This is a genomic window from Streptomyces sp. NPDC017936, assembly GCF_044328485.1.
GTDB lineage: Bacteria > Actinomycetota > Actinomycetes > Streptomycetales > Streptomycetaceae > Streptomyces.
Genome location: NZ_JBIRHK010000003.1, coordinates 233196 through 254028 on the forward strand (window position 1 = coordinate 233196; position 20833 = coordinate 254028).

Genomic DNA, 20833 nt, shown 5'->3' on the forward strand with positions numbered 1-20833 from the left:
TCGTCGTGGGGCCGGCTGTCCGTGCCGTCGGCCGGGGCGCCGGTCGTCCGGGGGGTCGCCTTGTGGCCGGTGCCGGTGCCGGTGCCGGTGCCGGTGCTGTCGTCGTCGGTCGCGGTGCCGGTCAGGGCGTTGTCGTCGTCGTTCGACGTGTCGGGCGGGTCGTCGCGGAGGTCGCCGAGCGCGGCGCCGGCCGGGGCGCCGCCGGTGTCGCCGTCCGGGCGAGGGGTCCGGGAGGGCGTCACGGTCATCGCGGGAGCGCCTCCCCGCGCCCCGCGCCCCCGACCAGCGCCCACCAGCCGGCGAGCCCCAGGCACACGGCGGTCAGCACGGTCGAGGGCCCGCCGATGTCGGCGTACAGGAAGTCGGTGAGCTGCCAGACCAGCAGACCGCAGGCGACGAGGGCGCAGTCCAGGCCGGGGGCCCGCGCCCCGCGCACCCGCACCAGCCCGCGCAGCGCGCACACCAGCAGGGCCAGCCAGCCGCCCGCCAGCGCGAGCAGGCCCACGAGCCCCTGCTCGCCCAGGACCAGCAGGTACATGTTGTGCGGGGACAGCAGCGGCTGCCTGCGGAAGCCGGCGCCGGCGCCGTCGGTGTCGCTGCCCGCCGACAGCGCCAGCGAGGCGTGCGTGTCCCGGTGCTCGGGGAAGCCCTTCAGCCCGACACCGGTGAGCGGCCGGTCGCGCCACATGCCGAGCGCGGCCTCCCACATCGTGTACCGGTCGGTGACCGACCGGTCGGGGGCGTCCGTGACCTGGGTGATGCTGCTGAGGCGTTCCTGGAGCATCGCCGTGCCGACGCCGAAGCCGCCCACCAGGACCACTCCGGCGGCCACCACGGCCGCGCCGGTCCGCAGCGCCCGCCGCAGCCCGGCCAGCACGAGCTGCGCCGAGCAGGTCACCGCGGTCGCGATCCACGCGCCCCGGCTGAAGGACAGCGCGAGCGGCAGCAGCAGGGCGAGGGCGCAGGCGGCGGCGACCGCCCGCCGTCGTACCGGGCCGCGGCCGAGCGCCAGCCCCACCGCGCAGACCAGGCCGAACGACACGACCGTCGCCATGCCCATCACGTCCTGCGGTCCGAACGTGCCGACCGCGCGGATCGTCTCGCCCCGGTAGGAGGCGCCGGTCCCGGTGACGTACTGGTGGACGCCGACCGCCCCCTCCCACCCCGCGAGCCCCACGAACGACCAGGCCAGCAGCCGGAAGTCGGACCGGTCGCGGATCAGCAGCAGCACCGCCGCCGGGACCAGGACGAAGACCTGGAGGTAGCGGCCCAGGCCGGTGATCCCGGCGTCCGGCGAGGACGCGCCCATCGCCGCCAGCGCGAGACCGGCGACGGGCAGGCCGAGGACCACGGCGGCCGTGCGGGACAGCGGGCGCCGCCGCTGCCGCAGCAGCCGGACCACGCAGAACAGCACGACCAGCGCGGACAGCGCGTCGGCCGGACCGGCGCCGCCCTCGCCGCCGGGGGAGACCGGCAGCGCGAGCAGGGCGACCACGGCGACGACGGGCAGCACCGGTGACAGCGTCCGGGCGCGGGGCGCGGGCAGGGCGAGGCTCATCGGACGGTTCAGCTCCCGGTCGGTCGCACGAGGGCGGCCGCGGTGCGCAGCAGGATGCAGACGTCCTGCCACAGCGACCAGTTGTCGATGTAGGCGTTGTCGAAGCGGGCCCGGTCCTCGATCGAGGTGTCGCCGCGCAGCCCGTGGACCTGGGCGAGGCCCGTGATCCCGGTCCGCATGCGGTGGCGGGCCGCGTAGCCGGGGTAGGTCTGGCTGAACTGGCCGACGAAGTAAGGGCGTTCGGGCCGGGGCCCGACCAGGCTCATGTCGCCCCGCACGACGTTCCACAGCTGGAGCAGCTCGTCCAGCGAGGTCTGGCGCAGGAAGCGGCAGAAGGGGTTCATCCGCTGCTCGCCGGCCACGCTCCACCGGGTCGCGGACTCGTGCTCGTCGACCGGACGGTGGGTGCGGAACTTCAGCAGCGTGAACGGCCGCCCGTCCCGGCCGATGCGCTCCTGCCGGAACACCACGCCCGGCCCGCAGGTCAGCCGCAGCACCGCCGCGCACACCAGCAGCAGCGGGCTGACCAGCAGCAGCAGCGCCCCGGAGACCGTGACGTCCAGCAGCCGCTTGCCGAGGCCGCCCCGGTGCCGCGACCCCAGGTCCAGCCGCCGGCAGGGGAAACCGGCCAGGTGCTCGGACGCGGCGCACGAGGGGCTGTCGGCGTCGATCTCCCACACCGCGCAGCCCGACTCGGCGAGCTCGCGCAGCAGCGCCCCCTGAGCGGCGCGCACCGAGGGGTCGACGCACAGGACGTCCCGGACGCCGTTCTGGACGATCGCCCGCTGCACCTCCTCGCCCGAGGTGAGCACGGGCAGCCCGTCGGGCGCGGTCAGGTGGCCGGGGCGTTCGGCGACGACGCCCACCGGACGCACCCCGTACCGGGGGTGGCGCAGCACGGCGGCGGCCACGCGCTGCGCGGTGGCCGCCGGGCCGACGACGAGCGCCGCGCGCGGGCGGCGCAGCAGCGTCCGGCGCCGCAGCAGGTGGACGACCGCGCGGCCGCAGCAGGCGGCCACGGTCTGCGCCGTGGCCCCGAGCAGCAGGGTGCGCGCGGAGAGCGCGTGTGCCGGCGCGTACGCCGCGACGAGCGCCCCCAGCGCCAGCCAGGCCACCGCGATCCGGCCGCAGACGGAGGGGAGTTCGTCCAGCACCCCCTGCGCCGGCCGTGGGCAACGGGGCCGCAGCAGCATCGCCGCCGCCACCAGCCCGGCCACCAGCAGCGGCCGCGCCGGCGCCCCGGTCAGCGCCGGTGAGCCGGCCAGGGCGCCGAGACCGTCGGCGAGCAGCAGGGACAGCCGCGCGGCGGGCCGCTTCGAGGGCCGCCGGGCCGGGAACCGGAATCCCGCCTCGCCCTCGCGCCGGGACATCACCGAGACGGGCGAGAGCCCCGGCTCGCCGCCGGGGGAGGGCACGGTGCTTTCCGCAGTCACGGGTGGAGGGACTTCCTGCTCTCGGTGGGGACGACGGGGGCCGGCGCCTGGGCCGCGGGGCGCCGTCGGCCGAGCAGTTCGCGGTACACGTCCGCGACCGCCCCGGCCGTGCGCCGCACGTCGTGCGTGGACAGGACGTGACGGCGGCCCTGGTGGCCGAGCGACTCGCGCAGCAGCGGGTCGAGCAGCAGTCCGGTGACGGCGGCGGCCAGCGCAGCCGGATCCTCGACGGGCACCAGGCAGCGGTCGGCCAGCGCGGCCGGCAGGCTCTCCCGGGCGCCGTCCACGTCGGTCATCACCACGGGCCGTGCGCAGGCCAGCGCCTCCAGCGGGGCGAGGGCCATGCCCTCCCACCGTGACGGCAGCACCACCAGGTCGGCGGCCTGGTACCAGGGGACGACGTCGGTCACGGCCCCCGCGAACACCACCGACCGCGGGGCCCGGGCGCGCAGCCGGGCCTGGTCGGGACCGTCCCCCACCAGCGCGAGCCGGGCGCCGGGCACCCGGCCGGTGACGGTCTCCCACGCCCGGAGCAGCACGTCCTGGCCCTTCTGCCGGCACAGCCGTCCCACGCACACCACGAGCGGGGCGGCCGGGTCGGCGTCCGGCAGGAGCGCGGCCCGCACGGTGTCGACGGGCGCCGGGTGGAAACGCCCGGGATCGATGCCGTTGGGGATGACGCTCCACCGCCCGTCGATCCCGGCGCGCACCCCGGTCGCCCGCTCCGCCTCGCTCACGCACACCAGCCGGTCCGCCCACCGCGCCCCGAACCGCTCCCAGGCGAGCGCCAGCGCCGCGGTGGTCCCGCCGACCGCCTCGAACGACCAGGCGTGCGGCTGGAACACGGTGGGGACGCGCCCGCGCACGGCGAGCCGCCCGGCGAGCCCCGCCTTCGCGCTGTGCGCGTGCACCAGGTCGGGCCGCGCCCGGGCGAGCAGCCGCGTCAGCCGGCGCACCTCGCCCGGCAGCGAGGACCCCGGCGACCGGGAGGCCTCCCACCGGAGCACGTCCGCCCCCAGGGACCGCAGGTCCCCGGCGAGGACGCTGTCGGGGCAGGCCACGGTGACGTGCAGCCCGGCGGCGAGCTGGGCCCGCGCCAGGTCCGTCACGACGCGGGCGACCCCTCCGTCCACGGGTTGGGTGAGGTGCAGGACCCGGGATCCGGCGTCGGGTTCTGGCTGGTGCATCGCGCGGTTTCCTCGCTCACGGTGTCGCTCCGGACGGGGGGAACGCGCCTGCGTGTACCGGCGGCGACGAAGTGCGCGCCGGTCCGCGCCGCGTCCCGCTGGGGAACGAGGGGAAAGGCCGCCTGGTCACCGCCGCACCGCAAAACCCACTCCGGTGATCGAACGCATCACACGCGTGGCCGGATGCCCGGGCGTGCGCCGGGACACGCGCCCCGGACGCCGCCCCGGCGCGCTGATCGCGCGGTTCACCGGACCGACGGCGGGGCGGGCACCGCCGGGAGGCGTGCGGACGGCCCGGAAACGGGCCGGACCCCCGTCGAGAGCATGAGCGAATTCACCCGAACGGCCGATGGGTCGGCCGGGGTGCGGCGGGTGCCGGCCGGTGTCGGAGCAGGGCGGGCGTCCCGGAAGGCCGGGCTCGGGGTCCGTCGGCGTGTCACTCCATCGGCGGCACAACCCCGGGCGGTGCGCCGCGTTGACACAGCGCCGGGCATCTCCGTCCGCGCAACGAAATTCCCAAGGAGCACCTCTCCATGTCGCGTATCGCGAAGGGCCTGGCCCTCACCTCCGCTGCCGCTGCCGCCGTCGCCGGCGCCTCCGGCGTCGCCGCCGCCGACAGCGGGGCGCAGGGTGTCGCCGAGCACTCCCCGGGCGCCGTGTCGGGCAATGTCGTCCAGGTTCCGATCCACGTGCCGGTCAACCTCTGCGGCAACACCGTCGACCTCGCCGGTCTGCTGAACCCGGCGTTCGGCAACACCTGCGTCAACGCCTGACGTCACCTCGGCCGGGGTCGCGACCTCGTCCTCGTCGAACGGCCGCCCTCCCGTCCGGAGGGCGGCCGTTCGCGCTGCCACGAATGGGGGGAGGGACGGCGACCCGGCCGAACGGGGGTTCCCCGGGTCGCCCCACCAGCGGTGATGCGGCCCCGGGGAGCGTGACTCACCGCAACCGCCGGTTGCGGTGGGTGATGCGCGCTTTCACGGTGGTCCTGCGACCCGACGCACATCGAAAGGAACCCCTATGCGTGGTCTGCCCGTTCGGCGTATCGCTTCCACCGCCCTCTGCGCCTCCCTCGTCCTCGGCGCCGTCGCCCCCACCGCTCTCGCGGAGGAGACCGACCGTGCCCGTGAGCGCAGCGCCGCGGAGTCCCGAGCGCCCGTTCCCGGCGCGGACGCGCTTCTCGCCCAGGTCAAGACCCTGGGCGACCTCGGGGCGGCCCTCGCCCCGATCACCGATCTCCTCGACAGCTCGCTCAAGACCGGCAGCGGCCGGTTGAGCGCCGATCAGGCCGAGCAGCTCGGCGACGCCGTCAGGGAAGCCGTCGCCGAGCTCTCGGCCGCGACCGCGGTGACCCCGCCCGCCACCACCGCGACCACGACCGGGCCGGACACGGCGCCCACCCCCGTGACGGGCACGACGAGTACGACGGGTACGACGGCGAGCGACGCCACGGCGACGGCGACGGGCGACACCGCGGCGGCGACGGGCGACACCGCCCCGGAAACCGGCACGGACGCGGCCACGATGAACGCGGCGGTGGGAAACGCCGCCGCGGCGGCCGACCTGGCCACGACGGCCGCCGCCGGCCACCTCGCGGCGGTGACCGGCATGTTCCCCTTCGACTGGCTGCCCTCGCTGACGAGGAGCGGCGGCGCGGCCAAGGCGGCGGCCCCGGCCGCCGACCTCAGGGCGGACGCGGTCGCCGCCCTCCAGAAAGCCCTCGACGCGCTGCTCGAGGCCGTCACCTCCGGCGACGCCGACGAGGTCCTGCCGGCGGCCACGAGCGTGGTGACCGGTGTGGTCGACCTGCTCACCGCGACGCTGCTGGGCGGCGGTCTGCCCGCCCCGAGCCTGGCCGGCCTGCCGCAGCCGCCCGCCCTCCCGGCGGCGCCCACCGCACCGGTCGCCCCGCCGCAGCCGCCCACCGGGGCGGCGGCCCCCACCTCCTGACGACCCGTTCCCCCGTCCGCCCCTCTCCGCACCCCGGCCTCCGCGGTCCGGCCGTCCCCCGTCCGGGCGGACCGCCGCCGGGGGCGGAAATCGTCCGCCACGGGGTTTCCGCTTCCGGCGGAGCTCGTTAGGCACGGCGTCAGAAACACCCCGGGTGACTCGGGTCGCCGAGTCGTCGCGTCGTCGAGTCGCCGAGTGGGCGAGTCGCCGATCGAGCCGCCGAGCCGCCGAGTCGCCGAAGAAAGGAACCCGATGAAGTCCCTGAAGGCCGCCGCTGTCGTTGCCGGGTCCATCGTGATCGCCGGAGCCGCCGCACCCGCGTTCGCCGCCCCCGCCGACCTCACGCCCACCCGCCTCGACGGCGCCGTGGACACGCTCGCCCGGGACGGCCACCCCCTCGAGGTCATGCCGCTCCAGCAGCAGTCGCGCGCGCTCGACACCGAGAACGAGGGCTCCCTGCTCAACACCCTCAACGAGGCCACCAAGACCCTCAACGACAGCCGCGCCCCGCTTCTCGGCGGGCTGCCCCTGAAGGGCTGACGCCCCGCCCGGCGGCTTCCGGAGGGCCGGTCCCGTGCCGCACGGGACCGGCCCTCGGCGCTGCCGGGGGCGGTGCCGACGGCGCGTCCCCCGTTCGTGGGGAGCACCCGTGGGGCGTCCTCCGCGCGGGTGCGGAGCCGTCCGGAGGGCCTCCGGCACGTGGGTAGGGTCGCGCGATGACCTCAACCCTGAGCGCCGCCCGCCCCTTCGGCACCGCCGACCCGGGCACCCTCGTCGTGATGCCGTTCAGCGGCGAGGCTCCCGACGGCGACGACATGCCGTACCTCCTCGCGTACTCCCTCGACGACGCGGCGGGCGGCCCCGAGGCCTCGGCCGCCGCCGTCGCGCACCTGCTGACCGCCGGCGGCCTGCCCGTCGGCGGCAGGCCGGTCGACGGCACCGAGCGGACCGGCCTGCCGGTCGGCCTGCTCGTCGAGGCCGGACAGGCCGTCCTGACGCTCCGGGGCCTCAGCGCCCGGTGCGTGCCGCCGCCCGAGTGGTCGGCCGCCGTGCGGGAGCGCGGTCACGCCTACCTCGTCGTCACCACGCGCGCGTGACCCGAGGCCGTTCCCGGCAGGCCCGTCGCCCCCGAGGCGCCGGCCGCGTTCGCGGGCGCCGACGAGACCCTGACGGCCGCCGCGCACGTCGTCGTGCCCGCCCGCAGACTGCGCGGCTGACGACGCCGGCGGCGGGCGCCGGCCGCCGGTCCGCCCTCTTCGCCGGGCGCGGCGGATTCCCGCCGGCGCCGTCGGCCCCGCGCCGCCTCCTCGCCGAGCGCGCCCGGGTCCTGCCGGTGACGCACGGCGGAGCGGCCGGCGCGCCCGTCCCCACCCGCCGGTCGGATGTGCTGACGAGCCGACCGTCATCCGTCGGACTACTGCTGCACGCGGGCGAATTGCGCGCCGACAGGGGCTGATGGCGTTTCCCGGCTCGTTACTCGCTACGCAGTGTCCCTTCGCGGACCCCCGTACACCGAAAGGCCCGTACCCGACATGAAGCCGATCACCCGAGGAACCCTCGCCGCCGCGCTCACCTGTGTGGCGGCCGCGGCCTGCGCCGTCTCCGCGACCCCCGCCGCCGCCCTCGGCACCGTCCCCGTCGTCGTACCGCTGGAATCCGCCGAAGAGGCCCTCGGCATGGAACTCCCCGAGGTCAGCGGCGAGATCCCGGTGGCGGAGGGGCACGCCTACAACGGCCTGCGGTACACCGAGGGCCGGCTCCTCCCGGAGCTCCCGGTGGAAGCGGGAGCGCCCGGCGCCCGCCTGCGCGCGCCCGCGCCGGAGCCCCTCGGGAAGGACACCCAGATCGTCGCCCTCGACGTTCCCGCCGCCGAGTTCGGGCTGGGCCCGGGCAAGTAGGAGCGCGCCACGACCGCAGCCCCGGACGGACGTCCGGGGCTGTCGCCTTTCGTGACCATGGAGGCCGCCGGACGGTTACCGCTGTGCAGATCCGCACCGGACGAGGAGCACACCATGGACGTCAGTGTCGACCGGACAACCGTGACGACGAGTCAGCCGGGCAGGACGAGACGCAGGGGCCGGCGCGACGTGCTGCGCGGGCTGCTCGGCGCGGCCGCCGCGCTAGCACTCGCCCCGGTCGTCGCCGCCTCCCGCCCCGCACCGCGCCGGCGGGGCCCGGCGGACGCCGCCTTCGACGAGACCTACCGCGGCCGCCACCTGCGGGGCGTCCTCCTGCCGGCGGTCCGCTCCGTCGACGGCGAGCGCTGGCAGGTCACCGTCGACGGCCGCCCGCTGCACCTCATGCGCCGCGCCGACGGCACCTGGCTGAGCATGCTGGACCACTACGGCTCGTACCCCACCGCGCTCGAGGCGGCCCGCGCCGCCGTGGACGAGCTGGGGCCGGGGGAGATGCTGCGCGGCCTCGGCTCCGCGGACGGTCACCTGCGCCCGGCGCACGCGCTCCTGGGGGGTGGACACCGTGGCCTACACGCGTAGGGACGTCAGCACCCTCACCGCGAGCGAGCGGCGCCGGTTCGTCGACGCGATGCTGGCGGTGAAACGGCGCGGCGAGTACGACGAGTTCGTACGGATCCACATCGACTACTACGTCTCCGACGGCGAGGGCGGGCTGCGCACGGCCCACATGGCGCCCTCCTTCCTGCCCTGGCACCGCCGGTTCCTGCTGGACCTGGAGGAGGCGCTGCGCCGCGTCGACTCCTCGGTCACGCTGCCGTACTGGGACTGGACGCAGGACCGCACCGCCACCTCCGCGCCCTGGCGCGAGGACCTCCTCGGCGGCAACGGGCGCCGCTCCGACCGCCAGGTGACGACCGGGCCGTTCGCCTACGCCACCGGGAACTGGACCCTCAAGGAGGGCGTGACCGACGGCGTGTTCCTCACCCGCGACCTCGGCCGCGCCCGCGACCCGATCGAGCTGCCCACCGGGGACGACGTCGAAGTGGCGCTGCGGGACCCGGTCTACGACGTCTCGCCCTGGAACTCCACGTCGAAGGAGGGCTTCCGCAACCGGCTGGAGGGCTGGGGGAGCGGCCGCGGTTCCGCCGCGTGGCGCAACCACAACCGGGTGCACCGGTGGGTCGGCGGGGCCATGCTCGGCGGCGCCTCCGTCAACGACCCCGTGTTCTGGCTGCACCACGCCTTCATCGACCTGCTGTGGACGCGCTGGCAGCGCCGCCACCAGGACCACCGCTATCTGCCCGCCGAGCCGCCGGCGCCGGGCACCTCGCAGCACCGCCGGGTCGTCGCCCGGCACGAGAAGCTGCCGCCGTGGGACGTGACGCCGGATCAGCTGGAGGACGTCGGGCACCTCTACCGGTACGCCTGAGCGGTGTCGGCCCCGCCCGGCCACGCCCGTCGTACGGACGGCCGGGGCCGCACACGGAAGGAGCCCCGGCGCTCGAGGTGCCAGGGCTCTTTCTCAGGGTGCGGCGTACGGAGGTCAGCCGCTGTAGCTGTCGTCGCCGTGGTGGTCGCCGCCGTGCTTGTCGCCGCCGTCGTGGCCCTTGTGGTCGTCGATGTTGGCGCACTTGTTGCCGAAGGCCGGGTTCAGCGCACCGATGAAGTTCACGGTGTTGCCGCAGACGTTGATCGGAATGTGGATCGGGGCCTGGACGACGTTGCCGGACAGGAAGCCCGGCGAGCCCACGGCCGCACCCTGCGCACCCGAGTCCGCCATGGCCAGGCCGGCGCCACCGGCCATCATGGCGCCCGTGCCGAGAGCGACGACGGTCGCCTTCGCGATGCGAGACATCACGTACTCCTTATTGATCGGTTCGCGCGGCAGCAGGACTCGCCGCCGCACTCCCCGTTCAACGCCGTGCCCCCGAACAGGTCACGGCGGTACCGCGCGGATCACCCTTCGCGTGCGGCGGGAGGTGCCGCGCCGCAGGTCAGCGCGGGCCGAGGTGGGCCGTGACGAAGTCGGTGAGCGTGGCGATCGACTGGAGGCTGTCCAGGCTCAGGTCCAGGGCCGCCACGTCGACGCCGTACCGCTGCTGGATCCGGCCCAGGAGGGTCACCCCGGCGAGCGAGGTCAGGCCGATCTCCGGGCCGAACAGGTCGGTGGCGGCGGGGAGGTCCGCGACCGCCGCGGCGTCCAGGCGGGCGGCCTCGGCGATCATCGAGCGGAGCTCCCTTTCCACCGCGGCCCGGTCGTCGAGGGAGGGGGTCGGGGAGTCCGTCACGCTTCGGTGTCCTTTCGGGGGGAGACGTGCAGCCAGGCGGGGGGAGCCGGCAGGGCGCCCTCGAGGCGCCGGCCCAGGAGCGCCGCCTCCTCGGGGCCGGTCGGGGCGGCGGTCGCGGTGCCGGTGACGTCCGCGGGCTCCACGCGGCGCAGACCCGCCTGGCGCAGCAGGATCCGCATCTCCAGGTTGGCGTCGGTCGGGCGCAGCGTCACCCGGAACTCCTCGGCGCCCGCCTCGCGGGCCCGCTCCATCAGCCAGAAGAGGAAGGCGGCGGCGGCGCCCCGGCCGGCGACCCGGCAGGAGAGCGCGAGCAGCGGAACCGACCAGGTGCCGGGGGCACCGCGGTCGACCAGCGCGGCCCCGATGATCCCGTACTCGCCGAAGCGGTCCGCCATCCGGGCGGTGTACAGCTCGTGCCCGTCCGAGGCGGCCAGCGCGCGCAGCCGCTCGGGACTCAGGCCGGAGGAGTTCAGCCGGTGGGTGCGGGCGGCCAGTTCGAGGGCCCGGGGGACCTCTCGCGGTACGGCCGCGCCGACGGTGAGCCGCATCTCGCACCAGCGCAGGAACTCCTCCCGCGTGCCCTGGAAACGCTCGCCCTCGGCCCGGCGGGTCTCCTCGGTGCGGTAGCGGCGCACCCGGTCCCGGGACTCCTCGGTGACCTCGCGGCCCTCGAACGCCGCCAGCAGCGCGGGCACTTCGCCCGGGTCGAGGGTGCGCACGCCCGGCAGCAGGGCCTCCACCTCGGCGCGCTCGTAGGGCGAGTCGTCGACCAGGACCAGCGCCTCCACCGCGATCCCGAGGTCCGTGGCGATCCGGCGCAGCGACTCGCTCTTGTCCTGCCAGGACACCTGCGGCGCGAGGAAGCGCGCGCGCAGTTCCGGCACGGCGTTCAGCCGGTCCAGGACCGCGGGCGCGCTGCGGCTCGCGAGGCTGCTGAGCACGCCGCGGGCCGCCAGCGCGTCGACCGCGGCCAGCATCTCGGGCCGGGGGACGGGCAGGGCGTCGGTGGGCGCCTCCACCGCGATCTCGTCCCACAGCGTGCCGTCCAGGTCCCAGACGACGCACTTGACGCGGTGCGGGTCGTAGCCGGCCGGACCGGTCGCGCCGGTCGTCCCGGTCATCGGGTGTCCTCCTGCGGCAGGCGCAGCTTCATCGTCAGGGTGGCGGGGTCGAAGCCGAACTTGCGGTAGACCGTGCGCATCGGGACGTTGCCGACGTGCACCCGGCCGACGACCTCCGTGATCCCGTTCGCCAGGCAGAACTCCAGGCCCGCGGTGAGCAGCAGTTCGGCGACGTCGCCTCGGTTGTCCAGCGGGGCGACGGCGAGGGAGCGGAAGTTGGCGTAGCGGTCGCCGGTCATCGCGTTCTGGTTGATGCTCACCCACAGCCAGCCGGCGGCGTCCTCGCCCGGGCGGTGGGCGACGATCATGCCCTCCTTCGACTTCTCCATGGCCCGGCCCAGCCGGGACGCCCAGCGGGCGGGGTCGTCGACGGCGTCCTCGCCGAAGGAGACACGGGCGATCTCGGCCTCGAACTCGCCGATGGCCGGCAGGTCGCGCTCGTCGGCCTGGCGGGTGAGGTAGGGCGCCGCCCGCTTCTCCAGGGCCGCGCGGTCGTCGGGGGCCGGCGGGTGCCAGCCGGAGTGCCGGGAGGAGGGGGTGACCGCGGCGGCGGGGGACTGTGCTTGGGCCGGAGCCGGAGCCGGAGCCGGAGCGGGAGCGGCCGCGGCGGGTGGCGGAGTGGCCACCGGGGTCTGAGTGGCCGGAGTGGCCGGAGTGGCCTGAGCGGCCGGAGAGGTCTGCGGGGCCGGGGGTTCCTCCGCGGCGACCAGGCGGCCCGGACGGAAGGGGCCCTCCCCGCACTGCGGGCAGCCGTCGGCGCGCAACGCGGCGACGGAGGCCCAGCGGGCGCCGGGGCCGACCCGGACCCGGGTGCCGCAGGCCACGCACGCGTACTCGCGCTGCCGGGTGCGCTTGTCGCCGGTGTAGAGGGGACCGCTGTAGTCGCCCTGCCCGGAGGCGGTCGAGCTGGTGGTGAGGAGGTGCTGGAAGAAGCCGACCCCGCCGAGGATGCCGCTGCCCTCGTACTCGTTGAAATTGCGGATGTAGCCGTTGGTGACCAGGCCGAGGGCCATGATCTCGCGCTGCACCTCGAGCATCTCGTCGGGGCTCTTGCCGCCGAAGGAGAAGAAGACGCTGTGCGCGGGGCCGGGCCGCAGCCCCTCCACGGCGCGCGACAGGAACAGCCGGGCGCCCTCGGGGGTGTAGGGCGGGTCCGTCATCGCCACGTCGAAGCCGCCGCGCAGCTCGGCGGGCAGCGGCCGGCGCAGGTCGTGCTCGACCGTCTCGATCCGGGTGCCGAGGCCGGCCGACACCTTCCTGATGTGGGCGAGGATCTCGGGGGAGATGTCGACGACGGTCACCCGCTCGACGATCGGGGCGCCGAGCACGTCGCCCACGACCGCGACGGCCAGCGAGACGAGGTCGTCGTCGCCGATCAGCAGCAGTGAGCCGCCCGGCAGCGCACCCGCCGCGAGCAGCGCGAGCACCCGGCGGACCTTGGTCTCGGGCGTGCAGTGCGACTGGTCGATCGCCATGTCGGCGGCCGGACCGGACTCCATGACGGCGCGGAGCCGCCGGACGGCCTCGTCCAGCACGTCGGGGATGACCAGCTCGCGCCCGTCGCAGGTGGTGCAGGTCGCGTCGAGGGTGAGGTCCATGCCGAGCCGGGCCACGAGGTCCAGTCCGGCCGGGGTGAGGCGGGAGGGGCGCTCCTTGGAGAGCAGGTCGCGGCGGCGCAGTTCGTTCCCCACGGCGGCCACGATGGGCACGGGCAGGCCGGTGGCCCGGCTGATGTCCTTCGTGGAGGCGGGAGCCAGGCGGCGCAGGGCGCGGAGGACGGACCGCACCCCGGGCGGGCCCTCCTGGAGCCGGACGGCGTCCGCGACTTCCGTGAGCACGTGATCGGGGGTGGTACTCCGACGGTGTCGAGGCGCGTTTTTCACAATGCTGCTCCGGGCGGGCTGTATGGAATCCAGGAGTATCGAGTATACGGGCTGGCGGGGAGCCGACCCGACTCGGTGCGGGGGCGGGGAATTCAAGGAGGAGGAAGAAAAGAGCGAAGGGGAATAGCGGGCGGTTCCCGGAGGGGCGCCGTCGAAATTCTTCCGGAGGTCCGGGGCGATTCTCGCCGATTGCTCCCGAAGTCGTTCCGGTGTTTCCGTCGAAATCGTTCCGGCGTGTCCAGCGGAATTCTCCGGCAGGTCCCGGACGGCCGTTACGGCGGGGCCGGGGAGGCTTTCGCGGCGCGTCCGGCGCCGGGCTCGGCACCGTGCGCGCGCGGGCCGTGGATCCGCCCGGATGCTACGCTGGGCACCACCGAGTGCCGGTTATCGGCCTCGCCACCTTCCGCTTCGGCCGCGCGGACCAGCGCAGATCTCTACGTGAAAGGAGACGGGGGCAGCGGTTCGCGACCCCCGGTTCCCCATGACCAACTCCGCCAGCCTCGCCACCGAGGGCATAAACGTCGACGATTTGTGCTCGTACGCCGTCGACGTATGGGTGAGCGATCACAGCATCCTGACCGACGAGCAGCGCATCCTCCAGGTGCTGCGCACGGCCGCCGAAAAAGGGAACGCCCAGGTCCTCGGCGAGGCCTCGCACGTTTTCCCCAATGGTGCCGTCACCGCCATTCTGCTGCTTTCCGCCTCGCATCTGAGCATTCACACCTGGCCCGAATTCAGCCTGGCCAACGTCGACCTGCTCGCGTACGGCCGGCTGAACGGCGAGCGGATGATGCAGAGCGTGGAGCTCGGGCTGTCGCCGACGAAAATCAACGTGACGCGCATGCTGCGCGCGGTTCACTGACCGCGCGGTTCGCCGGCGCGCCCCGTGCGGTGCGCTGACATGCGGCTGACGTCGACGGCGTGCGGTGCCCGGGCACCGCACGCCGTCCGTCGTGCCGCCGTTCCGTCACAGCCAGCCCGACAGGGACGCGACGAACGCGTCGAAGTGGTCCCGGTGGATGGCGTGCGGCGCGTCGGGCACCGTACGGACCTCGAAGCCCCGTCGCACCAGGTCCGCCCTCATCTCCGCGCTGACGAGCAGACTCGGGTCCGCCACCTGGACCAGCGAACGCACCAGGGCCTTCTCCGGGGTGTGATCGACCAGCCGGTAGGACGAGAGGGCGAGCGCGGTGTTCTCGTCCCAGGCGCTGAGGGCCTGCTGCTCGACGGCGATGCGTTCGGCCGCGAGGCGCGCCGCCGCGATGCGCTCGGCCGTGCCGCGTCCGCCCTCCCGGCCGTCGTCCGGTCGGGCGCCCGCCCGCTGCCCGCGCGCCGGCCGGCCGTTCGCCGCCCGGCCGGTCGCCTGGGGGCGGGCGAAGCTGGTCAGCAGCCGGGGGGAACGCTTGAAGAACGTGAAGACGGTCGGGTCCAGCATGCCGTTGGCGCCGGCCAGCCGCCAGGCCGGCTCCGAGTAGACCGCACGCTCCGGCGCCAGCTCCTCCACCACCAGGGCCAGGGCCAGCGCGCCCAGCGAATGGCCCAGCGCCAGTTCGGGACGGCGCGGGAGGGTCTCCAGCAGGTCCTCGGCGAAGAGCCGGGGCGCGTACGCCCCGCGGGCGCTGGCGCCGTGTCCCCGCAGATCGACGGCGACCACGCGGTAACCGCGGTCCGTCAGGACCGGTACCAGTTCGTGCCAGGTGCGGTGGTCGGCCATCATGCCGTGGACGAGGACGGCGACACGCTCACCCGTCCCCCACTCCTGTGTGTGCAGGCGCATCCGGCTGGTTCCTCTTTCGTCGTCCGTCACGAGGTCGGGGCGGGCGGGCTGTCGTGCCGCGGGCGAGCGGGGGTACGGGACGGGGACAGGGCCGTGGGCCCGTCACCGGGTCGAGGTGAGGGTACGTGACCGGGCAGTCCGTGCGGGTGTGGTGGGCGCGTCTGGAGGACGGGCACGCGGGACTCCGCGCGCTGCTCGACCCGGTGGAGCGCGCCCGGTACGAGGCCACCGCCGACCCCGCCAACAGGGGCCGGTTCCTGGTGGGTTGCGCCCTCAGCCGGCTCGCGCTGGGGGACCTGCTCGGCCTGCCTCCCGCCGACGTGCCCCTGCGCCGCGTCTGCCCGCGCTGCGGCGGCCCCCACGGCAAGGCCGAACTGGCCCTGCCGCGGGCGTCCGGGGGGAGCGGCGTCGACTTCTCCGTCACGCACAGCGGCGGGACGGTGGGGGTGGCCGTCTGCCGGGGCGCGGCGGTGGGCCTCGACGTCGAGGAGTGCGACGCCCGGCTCGACGTCGACACGGTCGCGCCGGGCGCCCTGACCGACACCGAACTGGCGGCCCTGTACGCCCGTCCGGCCGCCGAACGCCGGTCCGCCTTCCTGCGCACGTGGACGCGCAAGGAAGCCGTGCTGAAGGCGCTCGGCGTGGGCCTGAGCGTGTCCCTGCGCGGCCTCGAGGTGACCGCGCCGGACGCTTCGCCGGCCGTGCTCGCCTGGCCGGAACAACTCGCCGCGCGACCCGAACCGGCCATGGCGGACATGATCGTTGACGGGACGCACCCCGCGTCGGTGGCGGTGGTGGGGGCGGGCGCGCTGCGGCTGGACCGGCGCGACGCTTCGGCGACGGTGGCCGCGTACGGCCGGGAAGGGTGACGGCGGCGTCGGACGGACGGTGGCCGTCAGGTGGACGGTGGCGCCCCCGGCAGGACTCGAACCTGCGGCCAAGCGCTTAGAAGGCGCCTGCTCTATCCACTGAGCTACGGGGGCCGGGTGTGGTGGCCTCGTACCTGGTGCCCGGGTCCGGGCTGATCCGTGACGCTGCCGGGGACAAGGATAGGGCTCCCGGTTCCTTGTCCCGAGCGCTTCGCCTCCGTGGCTCGATGTGGAGGTTCAGTGAAGCGGTCCTGATAATCGCAGGCAGGTGCGAATCGTGCACCGCTTTTGACGTCCCGAGCCCCGGGTGTTGTGCACTCGTTATGCCTGGGCTGTGCCTCTGCCCCAGTCGCCCCTTCCGCCCCTTGTGTCCTGTCGGCGCGCAGGCATGCCTATGTGCTTCATAAATCCCCCGAAATTGGGCATTCTTCGCATGTGGTGACCTTGGACGTACGGCCTCAGCTGCTCGACGCACTCTCCGCCCTGCGCGACCGTGTCGCCGCCGCACGCTTTCCGCTGCCCCTGGCGGGGGCGCCACGCGCGCGTGCCAACCGCGACGAACTGCTCGCCCAGCTCGACGACTACTTGGTGCCCCGCCTCAGACAGCCCGAAGCGCCGCTCCTGGCCGTCGTGGGCGGTTCCACCGGTGCGGGCAAGTCGACGCTCGTCAACTCCCTCGTGGGGCGGCGCGTCAGCGAGGCGGGCGTGCTGCGGCCGACGACACGGACCCCGGTGCTGGTGTGCCACCCGGAGGACCATCACTGGTTCAGCGGGATGCGCGTGCTGCCCGACCTCACGCGCGTGTGGGTGCCCCACCAGGCGCCGACGGACGAACTGTTGCTGCCCGGCGAGGACGGCAGACGCGTGCTGCGCATCGAGACCGCCGACACCCTCCCGCCCGGCCTCGCCCTCCTCGACGCCCCCGACGTCGACTCCCTCGTCGCCGACAGCCGCGTCCTCGCCGCCGAACTCATCTGCGCCGCCGACATCTGGGTGATGGTCACCACCGCCGCGCGGTACGCCGACGCCGTCCCCTGGCACCTGCTGCGCACCGCCAAGGAGTACCAGGTCACTTTGGTGACCGTCCTCGACCGCGTGCCCCACCAGGTCGTCTCGGAGGTCTCCCGCCAGTACGGCGCCCTGCTCACCAAGGCGGGACTCGGCGACGCGCCGCGCTTCACCGTGCCCGAACTGCCCGAGTCCGCCTGGGGCGGAGGCCTGCTCCCCGCGACGGCCGTGGCGCCCCTGCGGACCTGGCTCGTCCACCACGCCCAGGATCCCGCCGCCCGCCACCAGGCGATGGCCCGCACGGCCCAGGGCGTCCTCGACTCCCTCAAGTCCCGGATGCCCGAACTGGCCGGCGCCGCCGCCGCGCAGTACGCGGCCGCGCTGCGGCTCACCTCCGCCGTCGACGGGGCGTACGACAGCGAGTACGCGCGCGTGCGGGGACGGTTGCAGCGCGGGGCCGTGCTCGCCGGGGACGCCCTGAAGCGCTGGCGCGCCTTCCCGCTGGACTGCACCGCGGGCGAACTCCTCGACGCCCTCGCGGAGAGCCTGGCCGCGCTCCTGCTGTGCGCGGTCACCGCGGCCGACGAGCGCATCGACGAGGCCTGGCGCCGTGAACCGGCCTCGGACACCCCGGTGCTCCTGGACCGCGACCCCTCCCCGGAGACCGCCGAACACCGCATCGGCATGGCCGTACGGCGCTGGCGGCGCGAGCTGGAGGAGTACGCCGAGGAGGAGGTGCGCGAGCTGGAACGCGGGCCGGCGCCCGACCCCGAGCTCGTCGCGGCCCTCGTCGCGACCGTCCTGCTGGGCGGCCGCAGGGCGCGTGCGGCGGGCGAGGGGCTGGCCGAACGGATCGGCGCCCACGGCGCGCTGCGGCTGCGCGACCGCGGCGGGCGGCTGCTCGCCGACCACCTGGACCGGGTGATGCACACCGAACGCGAGCGCCGTCTCGCCCCGCTGGACGGGCTCGACGTCCACGCCGAACCCCAGGCCGAACTCATCGCCGCGCTGTCCGTACTGCAGAAGGAGAGGTGACCGGTGCCCGCCGTCACGAACCAGGACCACACGGGACACGCCGATCACACCGACCACACCGAGCACGCCGGCCGTCCGGCGGCAGCGGAGCCCGTCGCGGAGACGGGCGGCGAGGGGAGCGGCGTCATCGGCGAGGGAGCGGCCGAGGGGAAGCTCCCCGGGGAACACCCGTCCGGGGAGGGGGAGCGCTCCTGCGGGCAGGACGCGGGGCGGGGGAAGGGCGGCGGAGACGCGGGCGACCCACGGGACTTGGGGGACGGGAGAGACGAAGGCGACGGGGGAGACCCACGGGACGACGGCCGACCCGCGCCGGCGGGCGGCACGGAGAGCGAGGGCGCGGAAGGCGCGGGGCGGGCCGCCGCGCAGGGGGCGCCGTTCCGGAAGCGGGACGAAACCGACCACGCGCGCGTGCGCGAGGACGACCGACGCACCGGCGAAGGCCACCCCGACGACGGCCGCCCCGGCGATGGCCGCCCAGGCGACGGTCACTCCGACGGGCAGGCAGGCGACGGGCGCCGCAAAGGGGCCGCGGAGGACGACGAGCGTACGCCCGTGGTGCGCATCGGCGAGGGCCTGTGGCGCCGACGGGAAGGCGACCGTCGCGCGCGTGCCCGTGAGGGCCGGCGCCCCGCACGCGTACGGGCCAACAGCAGCCCCGAGCCACCGGACGACCGTGACCAGGCCCGGGACAGGAGCCAGGCCCGGGACAGGGACCAGGCCCGGGACGGGGAGCAGGCCCGTGATCGTGACCGGCTTCGGGACGGGGAGCAGGTCCGGGACACGGGGCAGGCCCGTGACCGGGACCGCGACAAGACCCGTGACCGGGGTCGGACCCGTGACCGGGACCGCGGACAAGCCGGTGACCGGGAGCAGGACCGGGACCGTGGCCGCGGCCAGGCCCCTGACCGTGACCGGGCCGGCGCGCGGGGCCGTGACCGGGACCGCGACGACTCCTCCGGGGCCTGGGACGACGGCCTCATCGCCCGCCGCGTGAACGAGGCCGCCGAACAGGCCGCCGCCGCGGAGACGCGCGTCGGCGGCGGCCGGCCCGCCGCGCCCCGGCTCGCCTACGACGGCCCGCTGCGCTCCCGGCTCGACGCGCTGCGCGAACTCGTCGGGCTCTCCCGCGCCCGCCTCGACAGCGGGACGCTCGCCGAGGCGGGCCGGGTCCTGGACGAGGCGTCGGCGCGGCGCAAGCTCTCCGGGCAGCACACCGTCGTCGCGCTCGCGGGCGCCACCGGCAGCGGCAAGTCGCAGCTGTTCAACGCGCTCGCCGGGGTGGCCATCTCGGAGACGGGCGTACGGCGGCCGACGACCGCCGCGCCCATCGCGTGCGCCTGGAGCGACGGCGCGACCGGCCTCATCGACCGGCTCGGCATCCCGAGCCGGCTGCGCCGCCGCCCCGTGCAGAGCGCCGAGGCGGAGGCGCAGTTGCGCGGGCTCGTCCTGATCGACCTGCCCGACCACGACTCGGCGGCCGTGCAGCACCGCGAGCACGTCGACCGGATCCTGGCCCTGGTCGACGCCGTCATCTGGGTCGTCGACCCCGAGAAGTACGCCGACGCCGTCCTCCACGAGCGTTACCTGCGGCCCATGGCGGGCCACGCGGAGGTCATGTTCGTCGTCCTCAACCAGGTCGACCGGCTGCCCGGCGAGGCCGCCGAGATGGTCCTCGACGACCTGCGGCGGCTGCTCGACGAGGACGGCATCGCCCTCGGCGAGTACGGCGAACCGGGCGCGACCGTGCTCGCGCTCTCCGCGCTCAGCGGGGACGGTGTCCCGGAACTGCGCGAACTGCTGGGCCAGTTCGTCGGGGAACGGGGCGCCGCGGCGCGTCGTATCTCGGCCGACGTGGACGCCGCCGCGGGGCGGTTGCGGCCCGTCTACGCCGCGGGCCGGCGCTCGGGGCTGACCGAGGACGCGCGGGACGAGTTCGCCTCCCGGCTTGCGGACGCGGTGGGCGCCACCGCCGCGGGCGAGGCCGCCGAACGCGCCTGGCTGCGCAACGCCAACCGCGCGTGCGGGACGCCGTGGCTGCGGCTGTGGCGGTGGTGCCAGGACCGGCGCGATCCTCCGACCGGCTCCGTGCGGCTGCGCACCCAGCCCGACGAGGAGGCCACGGCGCGCCAGCGCGTCGAGCAGGCGGTGCGGACGGTGTCCGAGCGGGCCTCGGCGGGGCTGCCCGCGCCGTGGGCGCAGGCCGTGCGGGAGGCGGCCGTACGGGGCGCGCAGGGGCTGCCCGAGGCGCTGGACGAGCTGACCGCGCGGGCCGGACTGCCCACCGGGCGGCCGCCGCGGCCGGGCTGGTGGCCCGTGGCCGTCCTGACGCAGGCCGCGATGACGATCCTCCAGGTGGTGGGCGGCCTGTGGCTGGTCGGTCAGATCGTCGGCGTCATGTCACCGAATCTGGGGGTCCCCGTGCTGCTGATGATCGCCGGCATCGTCGGCGGCCCGCTCGTCGAGTGGGGCTGCCGGATGGCGGCCCGGGGCCCGGCCCGCAGATACGGCCAGGACGCGGAACGGCGGCTGCGGGAGGCGGCCGCCGGGTGCGGCCGGGCGCGGGTCCTGGACCCGGTGGCCGCGGAGCTGCTGCGGTACCGGGAGGTCCGGGAGCAGTACGGGCGGGTGACGGGAGTGGGTGCCGTGGCGCGGTGAGGCGGGCGGGCCGGTGGGGAGGACGGGACCGCGGGGCCGGACGGGAGACCCGCACGCGCCGCGACCCGGCCCCCTCGTCCGGGTGACGGAGTTTTCCCCAGGCGGGGGACGCTCCACAGCGCTCGGCGGGCCCGGCCCGGCGGCGGCAGTCTG

Annotated in this window: 18 protein-coding genes, 1 tRNA gene and 2 pseudogenes; 11 read left to right on the top strand and 10 right to left on the bottom strand. The window is 75.6% G+C overall.

Annotation, left to right across the window (positions count from 1 at the left end; all coding sequences use genetic code 11):
- From ACH4F6_RS07690 to ACH4F6_RS07705, 4 genes and pseudogenes are all read right to left on the bottom strand, one after another.
- A pseudogene (locus tag ACH4F6_RS07690) lies at nucleotides 1–248 on the bottom strand (hypothetical protein); the annotation flags it as partial.
- Complete coding sequence (locus tag ACH4F6_RS07695; RefSeq protein WP_397958994.1) at nucleotides 245–1558, bottom strand: O-antigen ligase family protein; 1314 nt, start codon at nucleotides 1556–1558, stop codon at nucleotides 245–247. The pseudogene ACH4F6_RS07690 and the gene ACH4F6_RS07695, both read right to left, overlap by 4 nt.
- An 8-nt stretch (nucleotides 1559–1566) precedes the next feature.
- Nucleotides 1567–2991 carry a sugar transferase gene (locus ACH4F6_RS07700; RefSeq protein WP_397958995.1) on the bottom strand — a complete coding sequence of 475 codons (1425 nt, stop codon included), beginning with the start codon at nucleotides 2989–2991 and terminating at the stop codon, nucleotides 1567–1569.
- Nucleotides 2988–4178, bottom strand: a complete 1191-nt coding sequence (locus tag ACH4F6_RS07705) for a glycosyltransferase (protein ID WP_397958996.1) — start codon at nucleotides 4176–4178, stop codon at nucleotides 2988–2990. The genes ACH4F6_RS07700 and ACH4F6_RS07705 overlap by 4 nt, the downstream gene beginning before the upstream one ends.
- Before the next feature lie 533 nt (nucleotides 4179–4711).
- Between ACH4F6_RS07705 and ACH4F6_RS07710 the strand changes: the two genes are divergently transcribed.
- The 7 genes and pseudogenes from ACH4F6_RS07710 to ACH4F6_RS07740 all read left to right on the top strand — a co-directional run bounded on the left by ACH4F6_RS07710 (nucleotide 4712) and on the right by ACH4F6_RS07740 (nucleotide 9473).
- Nucleotides 4712–4951, top strand: a complete 240-nt coding sequence (locus ACH4F6_RS07710) for a chaplin (RefSeq protein ID WP_397958997.1) — start codon at nucleotides 4712–4714, stop codon at nucleotides 4949–4951.
- A gap of 247 nt (nucleotides 4952–5198) precedes the next feature.
- Nucleotides 5199–6128 (top strand): hypothetical protein, encoded by a 930-nt coding sequence (locus tag ACH4F6_RS07715; protein WP_397958998.1) that lies wholly within the window; start codon nucleotides 5199–5201, stop codon nucleotides 6126–6128.
- Between the two features lie 252 nt (nucleotides 6129–6380).
- Nucleotides 6381–6668: a hypothetical protein gene (locus tag ACH4F6_RS07720; protein WP_397958999.1), complete on the top strand. Its 288-nt coding sequence runs from the start codon at nucleotides 6381–6383 to the stop codon at nucleotides 6666–6668.
- Between the two features lie 176 nt (nucleotides 6669–6844).
- A pseudogene (locus ACH4F6_RS07725) lies at nucleotides 6845–7345 on the top strand (DUF5949 family protein).
- Nucleotides 7346–7660: 315 nt separating this feature from the next.
- The gene (locus tag ACH4F6_RS07730; protein WP_397959000.1) at nucleotides 7661–8026 is read left to right on the top strand and encodes a hypothetical protein; all 366 of its coding nucleotides are present in this window, start codon (nucleotides 7661–7663) and stop codon (nucleotides 8024–8026) included.
- A gap of 114 nt (nucleotides 8027–8140) precedes the next feature.
- The gene (locus tag ACH4F6_RS07735; protein ID WP_397959001.1) at nucleotides 8141–8623 is read left to right on the top strand and encodes a tyrosinase family oxidase copper chaperone; all 483 of its coding nucleotides are present in this window, start codon (nucleotides 8141–8143) and stop codon (nucleotides 8621–8623) included.
- Complete coding sequence (locus ACH4F6_RS07740) at nucleotides 8607–9473, top strand: tyrosinase family protein (RefSeq protein WP_397959002.1); 867 nt, start codon at nucleotides 8607–8609, stop codon at nucleotides 9471–9473. Before ACH4F6_RS07735 ends, ACH4F6_RS07740 begins: the two co-directional genes overlap by 17 nt.
- 114 nt (nucleotides 9474–9587) lie before the next feature.
- Here the strand turns inward: ACH4F6_RS07740 and ACH4F6_RS07745 are convergent, their stop codons facing one another.
- The 4 genes from ACH4F6_RS07745 to ACH4F6_RS07760 form a co-directional block, all read right to left on the bottom strand.
- Complete coding sequence (locus tag ACH4F6_RS07745; RefSeq protein WP_397959003.1) at nucleotides 9588–9899, bottom strand: chaplin; 312 nt, start codon at nucleotides 9897–9899, stop codon at nucleotides 9588–9590.
- A 139-nt stretch (nucleotides 9900–10038) separates the two neighbouring features.
- Complete coding sequence (locus ACH4F6_RS07750) at nucleotides 10039–10332, bottom strand: phosphopantetheine-binding protein (protein WP_397959004.1); 294 nt, start codon at nucleotides 10330–10332, stop codon at nucleotides 10039–10041.
- Nucleotides 10329–11453, bottom strand: coding sequence for an HAD-IIIC family phosphatase (locus ACH4F6_RS07755; protein WP_397959005.1), 1125 nt, complete (start codon nucleotides 11451–11453; stop codon nucleotides 10329–10331). Before ACH4F6_RS07755 ends, ACH4F6_RS07750 begins: the two co-directional genes overlap by 4 nt.
- Nucleotides 11450–13291 (bottom strand): bis-aminopropyl spermidine synthase family protein, encoded by a 1842-nt coding sequence (locus ACH4F6_RS07760; RefSeq protein ID WP_397959006.1) that lies wholly within the window; start codon nucleotides 13289–13291, stop codon nucleotides 11450–11452. The genes ACH4F6_RS07755 and ACH4F6_RS07760 overlap by 4 nt, the downstream gene beginning before the upstream one ends.
- 526 nt (nucleotides 13292–13817) lie before the next feature.
- Here ACH4F6_RS07760 and ACH4F6_RS07765 point away from each other — a divergent pair.
- Nucleotides 13818–14198, top strand: a complete 381-nt coding sequence (locus tag ACH4F6_RS07765; RefSeq protein ID WP_397959007.1) for an S-adenosylmethionine decarboxylase family protein — start codon at nucleotides 13818–13820, stop codon at nucleotides 14196–14198.
- A gap of 105 nt (nucleotides 14199–14303) precedes the next feature.
- Here the strand turns inward: ACH4F6_RS07765 and ACH4F6_RS07770 are convergent, their stop codons facing one another.
- Nucleotides 14304–15113: an alpha/beta fold hydrolase gene (locus ACH4F6_RS07770; protein WP_397959008.1), complete on the bottom strand. Its 810-nt coding sequence runs from the start codon at nucleotides 15111–15113 to the stop codon at nucleotides 14304–14306.
- A gap of 125 nt (nucleotides 15114–15238) precedes the next feature.
- Between ACH4F6_RS07770 and ACH4F6_RS07775 the strand changes: the two genes are divergently transcribed.
- The gene (locus ACH4F6_RS07775) at nucleotides 15239–15982 is read left to right on the top strand and encodes a 4'-phosphopantetheinyl transferase family protein (protein ID WP_397959009.1); all 744 of its coding nucleotides are present in this window, start codon (nucleotides 15239–15241) and stop codon (nucleotides 15980–15982) included.
- Nucleotides 15983–16020: 38 nt separating this feature from the next.
- Here the strand turns inward: ACH4F6_RS07775 and ACH4F6_RS07780 are convergent.
- Nucleotides 16021–16096 (bottom strand) — tRNA-Arg (locus tag ACH4F6_RS07780).
- 321 nt (nucleotides 16097–16417) lie between these two features.
- On the opposite strand from ACH4F6_RS07780, the gene ACH4F6_RS07785 reads away from it, so the two are divergent.
- Nucleotides 16418–18025 (top strand): dynamin family protein, encoded by a 1608-nt coding sequence (locus ACH4F6_RS07785; RefSeq protein ID WP_397959010.1) that lies wholly within the window; start codon nucleotides 16418–16420, stop codon nucleotides 18023–18025.
- 408 nt (nucleotides 18026–18433) lie between these two features.
- A complete protein-coding gene (locus ACH4F6_RS07790) occupies nucleotides 18434–20680 on the top strand; it encodes a GTPase (protein ID WP_397959330.1) in 2247 nt (748 codons plus the stop codon).
- Nucleotides 20681–20833 lie beyond the last annotated feature (153 nt).